Source organism: Tateyamaria sp. GN1-10, from assembly GCF_055693845.1.
In genome coordinates this window covers 4,082,008-4,102,301 of the sequence record NZ_JBVFUR010000004.1, presented here as the reverse complement: position 1 = coordinate 4,102,301, position 20,294 = coordinate 4,082,008, and the positions used below count along the sequence as shown (strand labels likewise).

The window sequence follows — 20,294 nt, the reverse complement described above, 5'->3', positions numbered from 1 at the left end:
CGGCCAGTGCGACCGCAAAGCCGCAAACTAGTCCGAAAACAGGTAGTCGACAGACGCGATCTCGCGCGCCTTCTCAGGCGGGACGCTCAAAAAGTGAGACAGTGCAGACGCGTTGTCATCCAGATCCGCAATTTCCTGGATCCGATCCAAGTGTTCGAAATTCGCATCGCGGATGCGATCGGACTCGAACGTCATATCGTTGCGGATCGTGGGCAACAATCGTTCCAGGGTTTCCGTGCTTGTCTGTTCTCCGGCAAGCCCCACACGCATGGCATGCCCAATCAGGTAGTCATCGGAAAAAGCGCACTGAACTTCCAGCATCCGCGTGATTGATCGATCGCCCGCAAAGTCCTGCAACAGGTCCAGGTTGCCCGGATCCATGCATACAATCAGGCGATCGGTGTCAAAATAGTCAAACAGCATCCGCATCAACGCACGCCTGTGGCGCGTGCGCTTTTCCAAGGTCGTCTGGATGCCACCAAGATCGGGCAGGGGCGTATGCTCTTCGTTGAACAGATACTCGATCGCAGGAACGTTGGTTGTCACCCGGATGCGTTCGAGCAGCCTCTTGGCGACGTGCCACTTCTTGCAGACGATGATCAGCAGCTCGCGATTGCGCCCCAAGGTGCTTTCGGTTTCCCAGAACCGGGTCGCAAAACGGCGCCCGATCCGGCCCCGTCCGGTCAGGAATTTGAACAGGCTCGCCCCTTCGTTCGAAATCTGGAACTGCACATTCTCCGCCGCGTACAGCAGGCCAAGGCGGCGTTTCAGATCCCGCGCTTCCGGGCTGATCTTGCGGGCAAACAGGAAATCCTGGCTCAGCAGCAGGTCATAGTGATCGTCATAGAATGTCACCGGCATGCCATAATCCGTGAACATCAGGAAGGTCAGCGTCCGCGTGCGAATCTCGTCCTCCGGCACCACATGGCGCACGATGGTCTGAAAGAACGTCTCGTCCGGGATCCACGTGGTCCGGAAGAACCGCATCACGTCCTTGCGTTGGCGGGTGAAGTCCAGGACCCATTCGATAGTCCGACGCCGCAGACACCACCACTGGCTGCCAATCTGTACCTGTATGTCGGCCGGAATTTCACGTTTGATCCCAAAGCGTTGCTGTAAATGGTAGCTGGTATAGAACCGCCATTTCTGCGTGCGCTCGTTAAAGAAGTGGCGGTAGATTAACCGCTCTTCCTTCATCCCGGTCTTGATCCAGTCGCTCTCGAAATAGTCGAAGCTCTCGATAAAATCGGCGTCGTTGTCATCAAGGAAGCGGTGGGTGTACTCGGCGGACTTGATCGCCATGCAATCGCCGGACAGCATGTAGAAATGGGTCGCGCGGGGAAACGCCTCAACAGCGCTTTCAACGGCATAAAGCGTGGCTTGGACAAGGCTCCATTCTCCCCACCCGCATTTGATTCGGCGGTTGGCAAAGACCACGTTGGAATTGTCCTTGAGAGCCGCGCGAATCTTGGCAAACGCCACACCGCTCGCGCGGGCATCAAAGTGGATCGCCATATAGTCGCCCGCAGCCGTCAGGCGTTCGGCCTGCTTGATGATGGCCTCTGGGTCCTTGTGACACAGCAGGATGTAGGCGATTTTTGCCATTCAGGAAACTTTACTGCCTCTTAGCGCGCGATTGTTTACGGTGATAAAGCTAAGGAGAGATTGAATAAACAGGATTTATTTGCTTTTTTGCGCCACAACGCGGGCGGCAAGGATCGCAGCAGGTAAAAAGGGCAAGTGGTATGGGGTTCCCAGGGACCTGGATGACGGAAAGCGAAAGTGTTGTGTATCGCGTGGTGCCGAAATGCGCCTGCTCGACGATCGGGCAGATCATGTTCTACTCGGATCACGGCGAATTCTTTGATGGTGACATTCATGATGCCCAAGGCGGCATGCACAAATGGGCGCTTGAGGCGAGCCAGCCGATCATCACCGACAACGTGAAATCTCATGGTTCCTACGCGTTCACCTGCGTACGCAACCCTTACACCCGCATCCTGTCGTCCTTCTTTGACAAGATCTGCGGCATCCAGCGCAACGGCAAACGCTATCGCGGCAATCTTGTTCCGCTCCTGATCCAGAAATACGGGATCGAGGTCGGGGGTGATGATGGCAAGCAGGAGTTTGACCAGATCCAGTCGTTCCGTCGTTTTCTGCTCTTTGCCCGGGACACGATCCGCTGGCGCCGCCCGATGGAGCCTGACATTCACTGGTCCGCCATGTCGGGCCATGTCAGCACCTTCATCGTGAACGGCGGGCAGTATGACAAGATCATCTGGACCGAGAAGTTCAACGAGGGCATGGAAGAGGTCATGCAGGCCATCGACACGCCCACCAGCGTGAACATCGCCGACATCCCCCGCTTCAACGAAAGCGAAGGGCATGGCCCAAAACGCGCTCACCCGGTCGAGGATTACTTCGACGATCTGTCGATGCATCTGGTCTACGAGATCTACAAACGCGATTTCGAAGTGTTCAAATACGATTTTGAGGATCCGTCCAACAAGATGCCCATAGGCGAGATCGACCTCGACGAAGTGCACAAGAAGCTTGGCGACTGACGGGCGGCACATCTCCTGTTGTGATCACTGGCCCGCGCTGACTGCGACAGTTTTGCGTGTAGGCTTTGAACAGACTGCTCTATAAGCGGTGCGCATGAGCGCGCGCCCTTTCAACAACCTGATCTCGCTGGCCCGGGTCGGCCTGCGCGCCGCGATCACACTGCTTTTCATGCTGTTTTCGCTTATCGCCCCTGGTACCATGCCCGAGGCGCAGGCGGGGACAATCACGATGGTGATTTGTACCGGGCTGGACACAACGACGGTCACGCTTGATGCCGACGGCAACCCGGTCGAGGCACAGCACCAGCTCTGCGACTGGGCCGGGCAAGCGACGCTTGACCGTGCGCCCGCCATCGACTTCCCGGCGCACGCGGCCCAAATCTCTGCCTTCACGCCGAAACTGACGCGCGTCTCGCAAGCGCTTGCGCAGCTGCGCCCCGACCGCACCCGGCCAAGGGGGCCGCCCGCACACCTCTGACAGACCCAATCCAAAACATTGATCTGACAGAGGAAGTTTCCCAATGGTCTCTATCGACCCAACCCAGACGCCTGCACAGGCGCAAGACGCAACCGCGTCCTCCAAGCTTTATCGCGCCGCATGGCGCTGGCATTTCTATGCCGGTCTCTACGTCATCCCCTTCTTTGCGATGCTCGCCATCACCGGCATGGCGATGCTGTGGATCGCCTTTATTGAAGGGCGCGACGGCGACCGCATCCCAGTGGTCCCGCAAGAGGCGGCGCTGGCCGTTTCCATGCAGGCCGACGAAGCCGTTGCTGCAATACCGGGTGGCGCGCTGCGCCAATACGTGGCCCCACGCAGCGACGACCGCGCCGCCATCTTCCGCGTGGATGCCGAAGGTGCCGCCACCATGGTGGCCATCGACCCCTATACCGGGGCGGTGCTCGAAACCTTCCCGCGCCGCTCGGGCTGGTATGACTTTGCCGACAATGTGCATGGCACTTTGCTTTTGGGCGTCACCGGCGACCGCATGATCGAGATTGCCGCGTCGCTCGGCATGGTGCTGATCGCCACGGGCCTCTACATGTGGTGGCCCCGTGGCGCGGGCTGGCGCGCGGCGCTTGTCCCATCCTTCGGGCGCGGACGGGCCACCTGGAAATCCCTGCATGGCGTTTTTGGCATCTGGATCTCGATGTTTCTAGTGTTTTTCCTGATCTCCGGCCTCGCCTGGGCAGGCGTCTGGGGCGAAAAGATGGTCCAGGCCTGGAGCCAGTTCCCGGCCGAGAAATGGGACAACGTGCCCCTGTCAGACGATATCCACGCCTCCATGAACCATGGTCCCAAGGAAGTGCCTTGGGCGCTGGAACAGACACCTATGCCCGCCTCTGGCAGCAGCGCCGGAATCACGGGCTTACCCGAAGGGACGCCCGTGACGCTCGACACAGTGGACATGCTGGCCCGTCAGATCGGGTTCGATACGCGGTATCAGCTGAACCTGCCAAGCGGCGCGGACGGCGTCTGGACCCTGTCGCGCGACAGTATGAGCAATGACAGCAAAAACCCCATGGCGGACCGGACGACACATATCGACCAATACACGGGCAAGATCCTGGCCGACGTGCAGTTCGCGGACTACTCGCTTGCGGGCAAGGCCATGGCCGTGGGTATCGCCTTGCACATGGGGACGCTGGGCCTGTGGAGCGTGCTTGCCAATACCTTGATCTGCCTCTCCGTACTGCTGTTGTGCGTGTCCGGCGTGGTGATGTGGTGGAAACGCCGTCCGGGTGGACTTCGGCTGGCGGCCCCTGCGCTGCCGCGCGATATGCCGCTTTGGCAAGGGGCCGTTCTTGTCGGGCTTGCCATCTCGCTCGCGTTTCCGATGGCGGGGATCACGCTGTTGACCGTTCTGTTGCTGGACTGGCTGATCCTGTCGCGTATTCCCGTGCTGAAGCAGGTGTTTTCCTGATCTATCGCGCCCGCCCTGACCCAGCCCGGGCGGGCGCACGACACGTACGCCTTACAGTTGGGGCGCTGAACGCGTGTTGTGTTCTGGCAGGCGCACGGAAATGTGCGCCTTACCGCATTGCCGCGGCGATCCGTGCCGCGATGGCTGCGCTACCCTTTGGGGAAGGGTGAATGCGGTCCGCTGCGTGAAAGCTCAAATCGCCATGGGGCACCAGATCTGCAATCGACACAAAGGTGATGCCTGCGTCACCTGCCGCCATCCGTGCCAGCCGCGCCTCATAAGCATCGCCCCAATCGCGGCAGTGATCGATCATCGAGGGTTGGCCGGGCGTGCGCAGATAACCGACATAGATCACCCGTGCGCCGTCGGCCCGTGCCCGGCGCACCGTGTCCACCACGGTGCCGCCTGTGCCGTCCGCGTTGATCAACCTGTTCAACTGGGCGTCGCATTTGCGGCATCCGCAGCCCAGCCACAGATCGTTGCCGCCGCCATTCATGACCGCCCAATCCCAGCGACCGGGGGCGTATTGGCTGCCGATCCGCAGGCCCAGGCTGCCGCTTATAGGCAGTACATAGTGATAGCGTGCGCCAACGACGGACCTATCCACAACTGTGGCCCTCAACCGCTTTTCCAAAGCCGACACGACGGATCGGTTGGATGCCGCGTTCCACGCCAGCAGACTGTCACCCGTGGCGATGATCCGGGCCGCACCTGAGGATGGGACAGGTTCGGCACAGCCCAACAGGGCGGCAAATGCCGCCAGCACCATCCAGACCCGCATACCAATTCTCCGTTTCTTTCCCCGCCGCGAAGCTTATTCGCCCAAATCCCAAGATTCCATGAACTCCTGCAGAGCCCTTGCCTGCACCCGGCCAACCCCCTACATCCATCGCCCATGGCTCAAGGTAAATCAGACCCCAATTACAAGGTGGCTGCCGAAAATCGGCGGGCCCGCTTTGATTACGCAATCGAGGATGATCTCGAATGCGGCATCGTGCTTGAAGGGTCCGAGGTCAAGTCCTTGCGCGCCGGTGGTGCCAACATTGCCGAAAGCTATGCCCATGTGGACAATGGGGAATTGTGGCTGATCAACAGCTACATCGCGCCCTATGACCAGGCCAAATCATTCAAGCACGAAGAACGCCGCCCCCGAAAGCTGCTGGTCAGCCGCAAGGAACTGTCGAACCTCTGGAACGCCACGCAGCGCAAGGGGATGACGCTGGTGCCCATCGTGCTCTACTTCAACCACAAGGGCCGCGCGAAGCTGAAGATCGGCATCGCCAAGGGCAAGAAGCTGCACGACAAGCGCGACACTTCGGCCAAGCGCGACTGGAATCGCCAGAAGCAGCGCCTGCTCAAGGAACGCGGGTAACGCCATACGTTTCCGTTCAGCCATGGGAAAACTGGCTGTGCTTTCCCCTGATGTGGTCCAGCGAAACTGCGCTATCCCCGTGCCGCCGGTGCGCAAAGGGGGTGCGGGTCGGACCTGGATAAGACCCCCGCAGGGAAGGGAACACATGGAACTCATTATAGGCCTGATCGCCGGCGCAGTCGGCGGCAACGCTGCGGGCGGTATGCTCAAAAACCTCAATCAGGGGGTTCTGGTCAACTCGCTCAGCGGCATCGTTGGTGGCGGCATCGGCGGCACGGTCCTGTCGATGCTGGGCGGCGATGCCAGCGGTGGCATGGATCTGGCAGGCATCCTGCAACAGGTTGCCGGTGGTGGCATCGGTGGTGGCGCTGTTCTGGCCATCGTGGGGGCCTTGCGCCAGCAACTCGGTCGCTGACGCGCAGGCCTTGCCAATCTGGTCCCTCCGGCGTTAGTCAAAGGCGTTTTTGACCGCCCGGAGGGACTCACCCATGTCTGACGATCCAAAGACGCTTGTATCGACCGATTGGTTGGCAGCGCATCTCAAGGATCCCGACCTGCGGGTGCTGGATGCGTCGTGGTATCTGCCGGATGCAGGCCGCGACGCCCGGACCGAGTACGAAGCGGCGCATATCCCCGGCGCGCGCTTCTTTGACATTGACGAAATCAGCGATGCCCGCTCGGACCTGCCGCATATGGCCCCCCGCCGGAAAAGTTCATGTCGCGCATGCGGGCCATGGGCGTGGGCGACGGACACCAGGTCGTTGTCTATGACGGTGCTGGCATTCTGAGCGCGCCGCGCGTCTGGTGGCTGTTCCGGCTGATGGGGCATCGCGATGTGGCCGTGCTGGATGGTGGTTTGCCGAAATGGCAGGCCGAAGGGCGCCCAATCGAAGACATTGGCCCTGTCATCAAGGACCGGCACCTGACGGCGCGGTTCCAGAACCACCTTGTGCGGGATGTCACGCAGGTCAGCCAGGCGTCCAAGCTGGGCTCGACCCAGGTTGTTGATGCCCGCGCCGCAGCACGTTTTAGGGGCGAGGCGCCAGAGCCGCGCGAAGGTGTGCGGTCCGGACATGTCCCGGGCTCGCGCAATTTGCCCTATGACAAGCTGCTCAACGGTGACAAAACACTGAAATCCCCCACCGAAACGCGCGCCGTTTTTGAAAACGCGGGCGTCGATCTGAACAAACCCATCATCACCACCTGCGGCTCCGGGATCACCGCAGCCATCCTCGCCCTCGCGCTTGAGCGTATGGGGCATGACAGTTGGTCCCTCTATGACGGAAGCTGGGCCGAATGGGGCATGTCGCCCATGGTCCCCGTCGCAACCGGAGACGCCTGATGTTCGAACACCTGACTGCGCAGAAACCTGACGGCATCCTGATGCTGATGCAGATGTATCGCGAGGACCCGCGCGAGGCCAAGGTCGACCTTGGCGTCGGCGTCTACAAGGACGCGACGGGAAACACCCCCGTGATGCGCGCGATCAAGGCGGCAGAGCAAAAGCTGTGGGAAGTCGAAGACACCAAAAGCTATGTCGGCCTCGCCGGTGCGCCCGACTTCAACGACGCCATGGTGAACCTCGTGCTCGGCACCACCGTGCCGCGCAGCTCGGTCAACTCGGTGGCAACACCCGGCGGGACGGGTGCCGTGCGGCAGGCGTTTGAACTGATCCGCATGGCCAATGCCGACGCACGTATCTTCGTGTCGAACCCGACCTGGCCGAACCACCTGTCCATCCTTGATTATCTCGGGATGGAAACGGTGATGTACCGCTATTTCGACGACGAAACACGCGGTGTCGATTTCGACGGTATGATCGCCGACCTCAAAACTGCGAAAAAGGGCGATGTGATCCTGCTGCACGGCTGCTGCCACAACCCGACGGGCGCCAACCTGACCGGCCCGCAATGGGATGAGGTGATCAAGGTCCTGCAAGACACCGGGGCCACCCCGATGATCGACATCGCCTACCAGGGGTTTGGCGACGGTCTGGACGCGGACGCAGCCGGTACACGCGCTGTTGCAGCGGCTGTACCCGAATGCCTGATTGCAGCCAGTTGTTCCAAGAACTTCGGGATCTACCGCGAACGTACGGGCATCCTGATGCTTGTGGCCAACGGCACGGACAAGGCGATTGCCCAAGGCACGCTGAGCTTCCTCAACCGCCAGAACTACAGCTTCCCGCCCGACCACGGCGCACGTCTGGTGACGATGATCCTGAACGACGATGCCCTGCGCTCCAACTGGATGACGGAACTCGAAGACATGCGCCTCGGCATGCTGTCCCTGCGCGAACAGCTCGCCAAAGAGCTTGAGACACGTTCCGGCTCCAACCGCTTTGGCTTCCTCGCCCAGCACCGCGGCATGTTCTCACGCCTTGGTGCGTCGCCCGAACTGGTGGTCAAGATGCGCGAAGGCTCAGGCATCTACATGGTCGGCGACAGCCGCATGAACATCGCGGGGCTAAACGCCGAAACGGTGCCGATCCTAGCCGAAGCCATCGTCAAGGCCGGGGTTTGACCCCAGCCTTGGCTGAGCGGCGCGATCCATCCCTCTGCAGGACGATGGACGCGCCGGTCGGCAATACAAGACGATCCACCTCCGCATAGCCCAGCGATGCCGCAAGCCTCAGGGACGCGGTATTCGCCTCATCAATCATGCAGGCGGTTGGATCGGCCCTTTGTGCGCTGTACCACTGATGCGCCCGCAATGCCGCCTCCGTCGCGTACCCCTTGCCATGACATGCTGACCTGAGTGTCCAGGAACACTCCACATCCGTCTCCACGTTTGGCCCCAGATCTCGCTTGTACTTCGCAAAGCCAACCTTCCCGACAAAAGATCTGGTTGCCTTGTCGATGATGATGAACTGACCAAACCCTTCCAGCGACCAATGCCCGACATCACGCAAAAGACGCGCCCATGCATCGGTCCTGTTCAAGACACCCCCGATATGTTCGGTAACGTTTGGCTCGTTGAACATGGCTGCCAGCGGTTCAAAGTCGGCGGCTACGGGCTGTCTCAGTATCAAGCGATCCGTTTCCAGCATGTCGTGACCTTTTGAAGCTCAGCGTTCTGTTTGAATCCGCTCTCGATGACGACCGGGTTTGTCCTGCGGTCCAGACTATCATCTTTGCGCGCCTTGGGAATTATGTCGATGGTTGCGAGGCCGGTATCGCCGACACTCCAGCGTGCTGGCCCAAGGACACTTGTGCCGGATCTCGCGTGCTGTGCGCAGAAATCAGCTTGTGTCCAGCTGCGTCATCGCGCGGGCAGCCACACATTGGTCATTCCTGATACGAACCCACAATGCCTGCTCCGGACTCTCCCGATCAACTTTGCGCTGCACTGTCCCATGTCCGCTGGCTGGGCGGGGGCAGCGGCGCCGGTAAGACAGCCATCGCCAAGCGCTTGGCACAGACCCACGGCGCCCACCTCTATTCCAGCGACGACACCATGCAGGATCACGCCGCCCGTTGCCGGGCTGCGATATGCCCCCGTCTCGACGCATTCAAACGAATGAACATGGATGACCGTTGGGTGAACCGATCGCCCCGGGACATGCTGGACAGCTTTCACTGGTTCGCAGGCGAGGGCTTTGAGCTCATCGTGCAAGACCTGCTTGCTCTACCCCGGAACACGCCGGTGATTGCCGAGGGCTTCCGCCTCTTGCCTCGCCTGGTTGCGCCGCTGCTTTCTGACGGTCGCCACGCGCTGTGGCTCTTGCCGACACCGGCCTTCCGCCGTCAGGCCTTCGACGCGCGTGGCTCCACATGGGACATACCGAACCGGACGAGCGATCCGGAACGCGCCCTTGCCAACCTGCTGGCTCGGGATGCGATGTTTACGGATCGCGTGCAGGCGGAATGCCATCAGAATGACCTCTTTGCCTTGGCGGTTGATGTAGCGTCATCTGAGGCCGATTTGATGCGATGTGTCGGTGAGCGGTTTTTTGGATAAAGAGTACACCTGCACGACTTCTGCCCGCGTCATCGGTTCGGGCCACGGCATCGCAAAACCGGGTTTGAGCAGACATGTTCGTGATCTGCAGCAGCCCACTTGCGTGACTTAACCGTTCACAAGCGGCGCACAAATTTCAAGCGAAAACCGTTGCGTTAACTCCGCCCCTGTCGTGCGCCGGGTCATTCTGTGCAGTTTCGGCCTCAAAATGCGCAGTTTCCAGATTCCACACCGAAATCCACCCAAATCGTGCGCTGCAAAACTCGTAGTTTCAGCCTGAAAATGTGCAGTTTTGATGGGGCAAACGCGGACCGAAGGGGCACGCGCAACCTCGGTTAACGCCTCGTACGCACCCTTCACAAATGAAAAAGACCGGGCGCGAACGCCCGGTCAGTCGGTTCTCTAACTGAGAGGAAGGAGTCTCAGCCTTTCGAGAAATCCGGATACGCTTCCATGCCCAGTTCCGACATGTCGAGACCGTTGATCTCTTCCTCTTCGCCGACACGGATACCGATGACTGCCTTGAGGATGAACCACACGATCAGCGATGCGACAAAGGTGAACACACCGTATGCGATGATACCCAGCAGCTGCGTGCCAAGGTTCGCATCGCTGTTGTAGAAGACAACGGCGATGGTGCCCCAGATACCGGCAAACAGGTGAACCGGGATCGCACCAACCACGTCGTCGATCTTGAACTTGTCCAGAAGCGGCACGGTGAAGACAACGATCACACCACCGATGGCACCGATCCACAGCGCACCGAACAGGGTGGGTGCAAGCGGTTCTGCCGTGATGGACACAAGGCCCGCCAGCGCGCCGTTCAGCACCATGGTCAAGTCAGGCTTCTTGTACAGAACCTGCGTCAGGATCAGGGCAGTCACAGCACCGGCAGCGGCGGCCATATTTGTGTTGGCAAAGATGCGGGACACGTCCGAAACGTCACCCACGGTGCCCATGGCCAGTTGCGAACCGCCGTTGAAACCGAACCAACCCAGCCACAGGATGAACGTGCCCAGCGTGGCAAGGGCGAGGTTCGAACCGGGCATCGGATTGACCTTGCCGTCTTTGTACTTGCCCAGACGTGGACCCAGCACGATGGCGCCGGCCAGAGCGGCCCAGCCACCCACGGAGTGCACAACGGTCGAGCCAGCAAAGTCTTGGAAACCCGCGGCGTCAAGCCAACCAGCGCCCCATTTCCAGGAACCGGAGATCGGGTACATAAACCCTGTCAGAACAACGACAAAGATCAGGAAAGGCCACAATTTGATGCGTTCAGCCAAGACACCAGAGACGATGGACGCAGTGGCTGCGACAAACACCAGTTGGAAGAAGAAGTCGGAGCCGATGGACGCGTAATCCAGTGCGGCGTCCGCTGCCGCGACGCCCACGGGGTCAAGGACAGTCTGGCCGCCGATGGCGAAGTAGCCGTTGAACTCGCCAGGATACATCGTGTTGAAGCCGACGAGCCAGTACATGATGGCTGCAATCGAGAACAAGCCGATGTTCTTGGTCATCTGCATGGTCACGTTCTTGGAACGCACCAGGCCGCCTTCAAGCATGGCAAAACCTGCCGCCATGAAGAAGACAAGGAAACCCGCCATGCAGAACAGCAGGGTGGTCATGATGTAGGGGCCGATTTCGTCAAAGCCCGGGGCGGCGTCCTGCGCCAGCGCCAACGTCGGCAGCGCGGTCAGCGCGGCACCGGCAATCAGAGATTTCGTAAGTTTCATTGTCCGTGTTCTTCCTATGGCTGGCGCTCAGATGGCGTCTTCGTTCGTTTCGCCGGTGCGAACGCGCACGGCCTGCTGGACGTCGAGAACAAAGATCTTGCCGTCCCCGATCTTGCCCGTCTGGGCGGTTTTGGTGATGGTCTCGACGATCTGGTCAGCCATGGCGGCGGCGACCACGATCTCGATCTTGACCTTGGGCACGAAGTTCACCGCGTATTCGGCACCGCGATAGATTTCCGTGTGGCCCGATTGCGAACCGAAGCCCTTGATTTCCGTAACCATCATGCCGCGCACACCGGCTTCGGTCAGCGCTTCGCGAACCTCCTCCAGCTTGAACGGCTTGATCGTAGCAATGATGAGTTTCACCACATGTCCCCTTTGATTGGCAGGTCGCCCTGCGATATGCGGGGAAGAGAGAGCATCGAGTGGACAGGGCAAAGATTTCGGCCGAGTAAAGCCTGCACGCGGCGCCGTGTTGTGCATAAAAAATGCGCAATCTCTCGCAGATGCTTAAAAAATGGACGGTAAGGAATCCCGTACCTGCGCCATCAAGGGGCGTGGCAAAGCGATTGAAACGGGATACACTGCTGGAAACATAAGGCCGGGCAGGGGTCAAGCATGAGTGATTCAAGAAAGGGCAAACGCCCTTTGGTGGCTGATCGCCGCTATCCAAAAAAAGCGGCCAAGAAGCCCGCGCGTAAGGCGCCCGCCAAGCGCCGCAGGGCAGCGCCTAAGAGGCCTCAGCGCAACATCTTTGTCCGTTTGTTCCGCTGGATGATGCGATTGATCTGGTGGATCACCTGGCGTGTTGGGCTGACGGTCACAGCGGTCGTCGCGTTGGCCGTTGGCTATTTCTGGACCACGCTGCCGGATGTGAATGAACTGTTGGATGGGCGGGCACGTGGATCGGTCACATTGCTGGATCGCGAAGGCGACCGATTTGCATGGCGCGGCGATCAATTCGGCGGGGCGGTCATGGCTGGCACCGTGGCGCCGGGCCTGAAGAATGCGGTGGTCGCCACCGAAGACAAGCGGTTCTACCGGCATTTCGGCGTCAGTCCGCGCGGTGTGGCCAGTGCCGTGCGCATTAACTTGCGCGAGGGGCGCGGCCCGCTGCAGGGCCACGGTGGTTCAACCATCACGCAGCAGACAGCCAAGTTGCTGTGCCTTGGCGTTGAATACGAGCCAAGCGAGTGGGAGTCCGAAGCCGCCTATGTCGCTGATTGCCGCCGCGGCTCGCTCCAGCGCAAGGCCAAGGAAGCCATCTATGCCATGGCGATGGAGGCGAAGTACTCCAAGGACGAGATTCTGTCGATCTATCTCAACCGCGCCTATATGGGCGGCGGCGCTTACGGGGCCGAAGCGGCTGCGCAGCGGTATTTTGGAAAGCCCGCAACTGATCTGAACCCGTCCGAAGGGGCGATGATTGCCGGGCTTTTGACTGCGCCCTCGCGCATGGCTCCCACATCCAACCTGCAGCGCTCGCAAGAGCGGGCGGCAACCGTCCTGCGCTTGATGGGTGAACAAGGCTATCTGTCGGACGCCGAGGTTGCCAAGTGGCAACAGAACCCTGCAAACCTGTCGCCCGCCGCGCGGCGCAAGGCCGGCGGCTACTTTGCGGATTGGGTCATGTCGACCGGCCCGGAATTCTTCACCCGCAACACGACCGAAGACGTGATCATCCGCACCACGCTGGATCAACGCTTGCAAAGCGCTGCCGAAGACGCGCTGAAAGAGGTATTTGAAACCAAGGTCCGAGAAGGATCCAAAGCCCAGGCCGCGATCGTGGTGATGAGCGCGGATGGAGCCGTGCGTGCCATGGTCGGTGGGCGTGAAACGCGGGTTGCAGGCGTTTTCAACCGCGCAATCCAGGCGCAACGGCAAACCGGATCGGCCTTCAAGCCGTTTGTCTATGCAGTGGCGCTGGAATTGGGATACTCTCCGCTCGATTTTGTGGATGACGAGCCTTTGACCCTCGACATTCCCGGGTCCGGTCGCTGGTCTCCGCGCAACTACACGAACACCTATTCGGGTCGGGTCACGCTGACCAAGGCGCTGGCAGAATCGCTGAACATCCCGGCGGTCAAAGTCTCTGAAAGCGTGGGCCGGGATCTCGTCCGTCGCGTCGCGCGCGACTTTGGTATCGATGGCAACATGGCCGATGGCCCTGCTTTGGCCCTTGGCGCGTCGGAAAGCACGCTTCTGGACATGACCGGTGCCTATGCCGGCATTCTGAATGGCGGGTCCTCGGTGACACCCTACGGTCTGATCGACCTGCGCCTGCAGGGCGATGACGAGCCTTTGATGGGCACCGGCGGCGGCATCGGTGAACGTGTGATCCGGGAAGGGGCGGCGAGAGAGCTGATCTGGATGATGGAAAAGGTTGTTAGTGAAGGAACAGGCCAGCGCGCGCAGTTCGGTGGTCGTGAAATCGCGGGCAAGACGGGGACAACGCAAGCGGCACGAGATGCCTGGTTTGTCGGGTTCACAGCAGACTACGTTGCTGGTGTCTGGATGGGCTATGACGACAATACACCCCTGACCGGTGTAACCGGGGGCGGGTTGCCTGCCGAGATCTGGCGCGAAACGATGGTAAGAATACACGAAGGCGTGCCAGCTAGCCCCTTGCCGCTGCAAGTGCCAGAACGTGCAAAGCGGCAGGCCGCCCCTGCGCCTGCACCACAACCTGCCCCGCGACAACAGGAAGTGCCGCGCACGACCGAAGGTCTGATCGAGATGCTGGTGCGCGATATTCTGGGCGGTGGCCGTTCACGCTAAGACGATGAAGAAGCCTGAGGGCGGAAGTGAACAAAAAAAGGCCCCGCATGCAGCGGAGCCTGTACTTGGTTGTTCTGCTTGGAGCCTGCTAGCTTAGCTTGCTCAGATCCGAGATCATGGCGTCGATGTCGCCGCCATTGCGGTCAATCAGTGCGCCAATCTCGGTGCGCTCGGTCAACAGCAGGTTCACACCTTCGATGAACATGTTGAAGAACAGGTCGCGGCCGGATCTGTCCGATACGTGGAAGGTCACCGCAAACGGGGACTCGCCACGCAGAAAAGCCGTGGTTTCGACTTCGAACCAATTCTTGACCTGCCGCACGCCTCTGACTTCCAGGCGACCGCCGATAAATTCACGAAAGCGGCGGCCATATTTGCGCGAAATATAGCCCTGAAACGCCTTCGAAAATGCCCGTTTCTGCCCGTTGCTGGCGCGGCGGCCATCCACACCCATGGCGTAGGCCGCGATGTAGGATGTGTCGCTGTACTTGGCAAAGATGCGTTCAAAGTCGCGGAACATCGCATTCTCGCCTTTGCCTGAGGCGATGACATTGTTGATGTCACCGACAAGCGAATTGATCAGCCGCTCTGCACTGGCTTCGTTCAGGGCAAAGGCGGGCAGGGCGGGAAGAACTGCGGCAGCGCTGGTCGCTGCGGCAATGAATTGGCGTCGATACATCATCATACTAAAAACCCTCTGTATCCAAGGCAAACGGGTCAATCGCGGCTGCAGTTCCCGTATCGCCCAACTGAAAGCGGCGGTTCTGCAACCAGATCAGGCGTGCCTGCGCGTAACTGTCAGCGCTTTCATATAGGATCGAATCGACCGTGTCTGAAAACCGGCCACGGCGGGATAGGCCAGAAGCCGCCGCCGCGACGGTGCCATAATACTGTTCAGGGCTTTCGACCATGTAGCTCAGGGGGTTGGTGAACAGGTCAACAACCTTGCCGGTCGTGTTTCGCGTAGTCGACGGACCAAGAAGCGGAAGCTCAATGTAAGCGCCTTCGCCCACGCCCCAGACATACAGCGTTTCGCCGAAGTCGGTGTCGTGCTGCGGAATTTGGAAGTCGCTTGCCACGTCAAACAGACCAAAGATGCCCAGAACCGAGTTCGTCAGGAACCGCACGGTCGAAATGCCAGCCCCACGGGCGTCACCCTGCAGCAGGCTGTTCACCACGACTGAAGGCTCGCCAAGATTCTTGGCAAAGTGGCTGATGCTGTCCTCGATTTCGTCTGGCAGCACGGTCGAGTAACCTACGGCTGCTGGACGCACCACGGCACGGTCAAGGCCACGGTTGAATGCGTGAACCCGGCGGTTTTGCGCCTCATACGGATCGAAGACGCCATCAGGTTGCGCGGGCCGTTGGTCCGACGTAGCACAGGCCGCCAGCGATCCGACGGCGATGAGAAGAAGGGCTGCGCGCCGAGCGCGACAAAAAAGAGACAATGCAAATCTCCGTTGGATATTCTTGGCATGTAATTAATGCAGTTATTCTAAATGCCCATAGCGCCACTTGGGTAACCTTGTACATGTGGCACTTGCGTGACAGGCAAAATACGCCATCGTGTCAAGAAAACAAAGTCGAGCAGTGAACAAGCGAAATGGTGCCGATGCAAAGTGAACTGACGAAAAGAGGACAGGCAGAGCTGTACGCGGCGCGCCGCAAGAGCAGGGGCCTGTATTGGGCTGTCGGGCTATTCAGCCTGTTTGCCAACCTGCTGATGCTGACCGGTCCGATGTACATGTTGCAGGTCTATGACCGTGTTTTGGGCAGCAAGAGCGAGGAAACACTGATCGCCTTGTCGCTCCTGGTGGTCTTTCTCTACGGGGTGATGGGCATTCTCGATTTCACACGTGGCCGAATCATGGCGCGGGTCGGGGCGCGCTTTCAGAATGATCTGGATGGCAGGGTGTTTGATGCCGTGGTCCGCAAGTCTGCCGTTGCGCCCGATCTGCGCACGCAGACGGGCCTTGCTGATCTCGAGAGCGTGCAGCGGTTCATCACGTCGCCCGTGCTGATGGCGTTCTTTGACTTGCCGTGGACGCCGATTTTTATTGCCGCAATCTTCATCTTCCACCCGCTTCTGGGATGGCTGGCCGTCTTGGGCGGCGCAGTTCTGATCCTGATTGCGTTGGCCAATCAACTCTTGTCGCGTCTGCCCCAAGCGCGCGCGGCCCAAGCAGGGCAAGCGGCCTCGTCCATGTCAGACCAATTGCGGATCGAGGCCGAGATGGTGCAGGCCATGGGCATGAGGGATGCCGCGCATGACCGCTGGCAAAAGGCGCGCGGGACAGCATTGGAAGAGCAAATCAAGGCAACAGATGTCGGTGGCGGGTTTACCTCTCTGACAAAGACGCTGCGCCTGTTCCTGCAAAGCGCCATGCTGGGGCTGGGGGCCTATCTGGTCCTTCAGAACGAAATGACGCCCGGTGCGATGATCGCGGGATCTATCCTTCTGGGGCGTGCACTTGCGCCCATCGAATTGATGCTGACGCAGTGGCCGGTTGTACAACGCGCGACCAAGGGATGGGGCGCACTAGCCGAGTTGCTGGGGGCAGTCGGCCCTGAACCAACACGAACCGAATTGCCAAAACCCAAGGCCCGACTTGTGGCCAAAAGCCTTACAGTGGTGCCACCCGGCGAAAAGTCCGCGGCCCTGCGCGGCCTCAATTTCGATCTACCGCCGGGGCACGCCATGGGCGTGATCGGCCCGTCAGGGGCAGGCAAGTCCACGCTTGCCCGCTGCCTCACTGGCGTGTGGCGCCCCGCAGGAGGGTCTATCCGTCTGGATGCCGCGGCGCTTGATCAATATGCCCCTGACGTTCTGGGCATGCATATCGGCTACCTGCCGCAGCGGGTTCAGTTGTTTGACGGCACGATTGCCGAAAACATCGCGCGGCTCTCGACGTCGCCCGATGATAAAAAAGTTGTGGCCGCCGCGCAAAAGGCGGACGCGCACGAGATGATCCTCGAACTGCCGGATGGCTACGATACACGGATCGACGCAGGCCAACAGCGGCTTTCCGGCGGGCAGATACAGCGTATCGGCCTCGCACGGGCCTTGTACGATGATCCGGTGATCCTTGTTCTGGATGAACCCAACTCGAACCTCGACAACGAGGGGACCATGGCGCTGAACCAGGCCATTCGCACGTCCAAGGCCGACGGGCGGTCCGTCATCATCATGGCACACAGGCCCGCCGCCATTCAGGAATGCGACCTGCTGCTGGTCATTGACGGCGGCGTGCGCACGGCCTTCGGACCCAAGGACGAAGTGTTGAAATCCATGGTCAAGAACCACGAACAGATCCAGCGCGCGCCCGCGGGCGCAGGGGGGTATCATGAGCAACAAACGCTGGTCTGCAACCAAGCCGCTGGTCATTGGCTTCTTCGGTCTGTTTGGTCTTTTGGGCGGTCTGGTTGCGTGGGCAACCCTGACGGAAATCGCAGGGGCTGTGATTGCGTCAGGCCGGATCGAAGTCGACCAGAACAGGCAGGTCATACAGCATTCGACCGGCGGCATCGTGTCCAAGATCGAAGTGAAAGAGGGCGACAGCGTCGAAGCGGGTGACCTGTTGGTTCAGCTAGACGTCAAACAGATGCGCTCCAGCCAGGCCATCGTCGAAGGGCAGCTGTACGAATTCATGGCCCGCCGCGGGCGGCTTGAAGCCGAACGGGACGACAAGGATGAGATCACGTTCGAGTCCAAGTTGCTGTCTGTCGCGGCCACCTGGCCTGACGTTCAAGAACTGGTGACTGGGCAGGAAAACCTCTTCTACGCCCGGCGCGAGTCCATTGATAACCAATCCGAACAGCTCGCGGAACGCGCGGCGCAAACCCGCAATCAGATCAAGGGGATCGAGGCACAAGAGGTGTCGCTGGCCCGGCAACTTGACTTGATTGAACAGGAACTCGAGGCGCAGCAAAGCCTGCTGGAGCGGGGGCTGGCACAGGCCTCAGGCGTTCTGGCTTTGCAACGACAACAGGCCTCGCTTGAAGGGCAATTGGGCGAGCTTGCGGCGTCCAAGGCACAATCTGAACAGCGCATCACCGAGATCGAAATCGAAGTGCTGCGCCTGACGTCCGGGCGGCGCGAAGAGGCCATCACCCAATTGCGCGACCTGCGCACGCGCGAGTTGGAACTGATCGAACAGCGGCTGGCCTTGCTGACCGATATCGAACGGATGGAGATCCGCGCGCCCGTATCCGGCATTGTCTACAACATGCGGGTGCAGACACCACGCTCGGTCGTGCGGGCCGCCGATCCGGTCCTGTTCCTGATCCCACAAGACCGCCCACTTGTCATCGCTGCACGGGTGGACCCGATTCACATCGATCAGATCGTGACGGGGCAGTCCGTGAACCTGCGGTTCTCAGCGCTCGACCAACGCACCACGCCTGAACTGGTGGGTGAGGTTGCGCTGGTATCTGCGGATGCGTTCGAGGACGAGAATGTCGGCGCCAGCTACTACCGGGCCGAAATTGTGCTGAGCCCCGGAGAAATCGACAAGCTGGCCGAGGGACAGGTGCTGGTTCCCGGCATGCCGGTCGAGGCGTTTATTCGCACGGCCGACCGGTCGCCGCTGGCCTACCTGATCAAGCCGATGGCGGACTACTTCAACCGCGCGTTCCGCGAATCCTGACATCGGGCCTTTTCACGGCAGCGCGGGCGGTCTAGCGTCCGCGCAAACCGATCAAAGGAGACATCCCATGTCCATCGAATCCCGCTTGTCCGAGCTGGGCGTGACCCTACCAGACGCCCCTGCACCCGCTGCCAACTACGTGCCGTTCGTGCAGGTGGGCGACATCGTCTATGTCTCTGGTCAGATCTCGAACGGACCGGATGGCCTGATCGTGGGCAAGCTCGGTGCCGACATGGAAGTAGAGGCCGGGGCGGCAGCAGCAAAAACCTGCGCCATCAGCCTCCTGGCACAGGTCAAGGCAGCTTGCGGTGGCGATATCGACCGGCTTGTGCGCGTGATCAAGTTGACCGGCTTCGTCAATTCGACAGCCGATTTCACGGACCAGCCTAAAGTCATCAACGGTGCGTCGGACTTCCTGGTCGAAGCGCTGGGTGATGCAGGTCGCCACAGCCGTTCTGCTGTCTCTGCCGCGGCTCTCCCGCTGGGCGTGGCGGTCGAGATCGAAGGTATCTTTCAGATCAAATGATCCCTCGTTTGCCTGATGCATTCCTAGGTGCACCACTGGCGCACCGCGCCCTGCACGATGTCACAGATGGCCGCCCTGAAAACAGCCGCGCCGCCATTCGCGCGGCCATCGACCATGGCTACGGGATCGAAATTGACGTGCAGCTCAGCGCCGACAATCAGGCCATAGTGTTTCACGACTATGCGCTCGATCGTCTGGCCGAAGGGACAGGACCAGTGCGCGTTGTCCCCGCGGGGACACTTGCGCAGACACCGCTGAAAGGCGGTGATGAGGGCATCCCAACCCTGCCCAAAGTGCTTGAGATCGTGGCCGGCCAAGTCCCATTGCTGATCGAGATCAAGGATCAGGACGGCGCAATGGGCGACGACATTGGCCCGCTGGAGCAGGCAACGGCTGCCGCATTGAATGGCTATGATGGACCCGTCGCCCTCATGTCCTTCAACCCGCACAGCGTGGCGCGCATGGCCACGCTGTGCCCGGACATCCCGCGCGGATTGGTCACCAGCGCCTACACCGCAGAAGACTGGCCGCTCAACGCAGCGACACGCGATCACCTGCGCGGCATCCCGGATTTTGACCGGGTCGGCGCGTCCTTCATCAGCCACGAGGCGGCAGACCTAGCCCGCCAACGTGTCGCAGACTTGAAAGATGCCGGTGCCAATATCCTCTGTTGGACTATCCGGTCGCTCGCGGAAGAAGCACAAGCGCGCGAGGTCGCACAAAATGTGACCTTTGAAGGCTACCTCGCCCCGCATCCCGGTTGAACCGCGCCGCGCGCGGCACACATTCA

At 60.4% G+C, this 20,294-nt stretch carries 18 protein-coding genes and 2 pseudogenes; 13 read left to right on the top strand and 7 right to left on the bottom strand.

The window, feature by feature from the left end; all coding sequences use genetic code 11:
• Positions 1 to 27: 27 nt before the first annotated feature.
• A complete protein-coding gene (locus ACZ1HN_RS22650) occupies positions 28 to 1,605 on the bottom strand; it encodes a DUF5928 domain-containing protein (protein ID WP_472729123.1) in 1,578 nt (525 codons plus the stop codon).
• A 140-nt stretch (positions 1,606 to 1,745) separates the two neighbouring features.
• Between ACZ1HN_RS22650 and ACZ1HN_RS22645 the strand changes: the two genes are divergently transcribed.
• The 3 genes from ACZ1HN_RS22645 (at position 1,746) to ACZ1HN_RS22635 (ending at position 4,489) form a co-directional block, all read left to right on the top strand.
• The gene (locus tag ACZ1HN_RS22645) at positions 1,746 to 2,564 is read left to right on the top strand and encodes a sulfotransferase family protein (protein ID WP_299771093.1); all 819 of its coding nucleotides are present in this window, start codon (positions 1,746 to 1,748) and stop codon (positions 2,562 to 2,564) included.
• Between the two features lie 94 nt (positions 2,565 to 2,658).
• Positions 2,659 to 3,042 carry a hypothetical protein gene (locus ACZ1HN_RS22640; RefSeq protein WP_299600001.1) on the top strand — a complete coding sequence of 128 codons (384 nt, stop codon included), beginning with the start codon at positions 2,659 to 2,661 and terminating at the stop codon, positions 3,040 to 3,042.
• Between the two features lie 43 nt (positions 3,043 to 3,085).
• On the top strand, positions 3,086 to 4,489 hold the full coding sequence (locus tag ACZ1HN_RS22635; RefSeq protein WP_472729122.1) for a PepSY-associated TM helix domain-containing protein: 1,404 nt from the start codon (positions 3,086 to 3,088) through the stop codon (positions 4,487 to 4,489).
• A 109-nt stretch (positions 4,490 to 4,598) separates the two neighbouring features.
• Here ACZ1HN_RS22635 and ACZ1HN_RS22630 read toward each other — a convergent pair whose 3' ends face one another.
• Complete coding sequence (locus ACZ1HN_RS22630) at positions 4,599 to 5,270, bottom strand: SGNH/GDSL hydrolase family protein (protein WP_472729121.1); 672 nt, start codon at positions 5,268 to 5,270, stop codon at positions 4,599 to 4,601.
• A gap of 114 nt (positions 5,271 to 5,384) precedes the next feature.
• Between ACZ1HN_RS22630 and smpB the strand changes: the two genes are divergently transcribed.
• The 4 genes and pseudogenes from smpB to ACZ1HN_RS22610 all read left to right on the top strand — a co-directional run bounded on the left by smpB (position 5,385) and on the right by ACZ1HN_RS22610 (position 8,384).
• Positions 5,385 to 5,861 (top strand): SsrA-binding protein SmpB, encoded by a 477-nt coding sequence (gene smpB / locus ACZ1HN_RS22625; protein WP_299207814.1) that lies wholly within the window; start codon positions 5,385 to 5,387, stop codon positions 5,859 to 5,861.
• Between the two features lie 145 nt (positions 5,862 to 6,006).
• Positions 6,007 to 6,276, top strand: a complete 270-nt coding sequence (locus tag ACZ1HN_RS22620; protein ID WP_299744727.1) for a hypothetical protein — start codon at positions 6,007 to 6,009, stop codon at positions 6,274 to 6,276.
• 73 nt (positions 6,277 to 6,349) lie between these two features.
• Positions 6,350 to 7,203 (top strand): annotated as a pseudogene (gene sseA / locus ACZ1HN_RS22615) (3-mercaptopyruvate sulfurtransferase).
• Positions 7,203 to 8,384: an amino acid aminotransferase gene (locus ACZ1HN_RS22610; protein ID WP_472729120.1), complete on the top strand. Its 1,182-nt coding sequence runs from the start codon at positions 7,203 to 7,205 to the stop codon at positions 8,382 to 8,384. Before sseA ends, ACZ1HN_RS22610 begins: the two are co-directional and overlap by 1 nt.
• On the opposite strand, the gene ACZ1HN_RS22605 is transcribed toward ACZ1HN_RS22610, so the two are convergent.
• Positions 8,368 to 8,910, bottom strand: coding sequence for a GNAT family N-acetyltransferase (locus ACZ1HN_RS22605; RefSeq protein ID WP_472729119.1), 543 nt, complete (start codon positions 8,908 to 8,910; stop codon positions 8,368 to 8,370). The two genes, ACZ1HN_RS22610 and ACZ1HN_RS22605, sit on opposite strands and share 17 nt — an antisense overlap.
• Positions 8,911 to 9,170: 260 nt before the next feature.
• Between ACZ1HN_RS22605 and ACZ1HN_RS22600 the strand changes: the two genes are divergently transcribed.
• Positions 9,171 to 9,821 (top strand): hypothetical protein, encoded by a 651-nt coding sequence (locus ACZ1HN_RS22600; RefSeq protein WP_472729118.1) that lies wholly within the window; start codon positions 9,171 to 9,173, stop codon positions 9,819 to 9,821.
• A gap of 422 nt (positions 9,822 to 10,243) precedes the next feature.
• Here ACZ1HN_RS22600 and ACZ1HN_RS22595 read toward each other — a convergent pair whose 3' ends face one another.
• Both ACZ1HN_RS22595 and ACZ1HN_RS22590 read right to left on the bottom strand, forming a co-directional pair.
• Positions 10,244 to 11,554, bottom strand: coding sequence for an ammonium transporter (locus tag ACZ1HN_RS22595; protein ID WP_472729117.1), 1,311 nt, complete (start codon positions 11,552 to 11,554; stop codon positions 10,244 to 10,246).
• Positions 11,555 to 11,581: 27 nt separating this feature from the next.
• The gene (locus ACZ1HN_RS22590) at positions 11,582 to 11,920 is read right to left on the bottom strand and encodes a P-II family nitrogen regulator (protein WP_299207794.1); all 339 of its coding nucleotides are present in this window, start codon (positions 11,918 to 11,920) and stop codon (positions 11,582 to 11,584) included.
• A 252-nt stretch (positions 11,921 to 12,172) separates the two neighbouring features.
• Here ACZ1HN_RS22590 and ACZ1HN_RS22585 point away from each other — a divergent pair, with 252 nt between their 5' ends.
• Entirely contained in the window at positions 12,173 to 14,332 is a 2,160-nt protein-coding gene (locus tag ACZ1HN_RS22585) for a transglycosylase domain-containing protein (protein ID WP_472729116.1), read from the top strand.
• Positions 14,333 to 14,420: 88 nt separating this feature from the next.
• Here the strand turns inward: ACZ1HN_RS22585 and ACZ1HN_RS22580 are convergent, their stop codons facing one another.
• Both ACZ1HN_RS22580 and ACZ1HN_RS22575 read right to left on the bottom strand, forming a co-directional pair.
• Positions 14,421 to 15,011 (bottom strand): MlaC/ttg2D family ABC transporter substrate-binding protein, encoded by a 591-nt coding sequence (locus ACZ1HN_RS22580; protein ID WP_472729369.1) that lies wholly within the window; start codon positions 15,009 to 15,011, stop codon positions 14,421 to 14,423.
• Positions 15,012 to 15,018: 7 nt separating this feature from the next.
• Positions 15,019 to 15,780, bottom strand: coding sequence for an MlaA family lipoprotein (locus ACZ1HN_RS22575; protein WP_299599991.1), 762 nt, complete (start codon positions 15,778 to 15,780; stop codon positions 15,019 to 15,021).
• 164 nt (positions 15,781 to 15,944) lie between these two features.
• On the opposite strand from ACZ1HN_RS22575, the pseudogene ACZ1HN_RS22570 reads away from it, so the two are divergent.
• From ACZ1HN_RS22570 to ACZ1HN_RS22555, 4 genes and pseudogenes are all read left to right on the top strand, one after another.
• Positions 15,945 to 17,672 (top strand): annotated as a pseudogene (locus ACZ1HN_RS22570) (type I secretion system permease/ATPase); the annotation flags it as partial.
• Positions 17,673 to 17,676: 4 nt separating this feature from the next.
• Positions 17,677 to 18,978 carry an HlyD family type I secretion periplasmic adaptor subunit gene (locus tag ACZ1HN_RS22565; protein WP_472729115.1) on the top strand — a complete coding sequence of 434 codons (1,302 nt, stop codon included), beginning with the start codon at positions 17,677 to 17,679 and terminating at the stop codon, positions 18,976 to 18,978.
• Between the two features lie 67 nt (positions 18,979 to 19,045).
• Positions 19,046 to 19,504: a RidA family protein gene (locus tag ACZ1HN_RS22560; RefSeq protein WP_472729114.1), complete on the top strand. Its 459-nt coding sequence runs from the start codon at positions 19,046 to 19,048 to the stop codon at positions 19,502 to 19,504.
• Positions 19,501 to 20,268, top strand: a complete 768-nt coding sequence (locus tag ACZ1HN_RS22555) for a glycerophosphodiester phosphodiesterase family protein (RefSeq protein WP_472729113.1) — start codon at positions 19,501 to 19,503, stop codon at positions 20,266 to 20,268. The genes ACZ1HN_RS22560 and ACZ1HN_RS22555 overlap by 4 nt, the downstream gene beginning before the upstream one ends.
• Positions 20,269 to 20,294 lie beyond the last annotated feature (26 nt).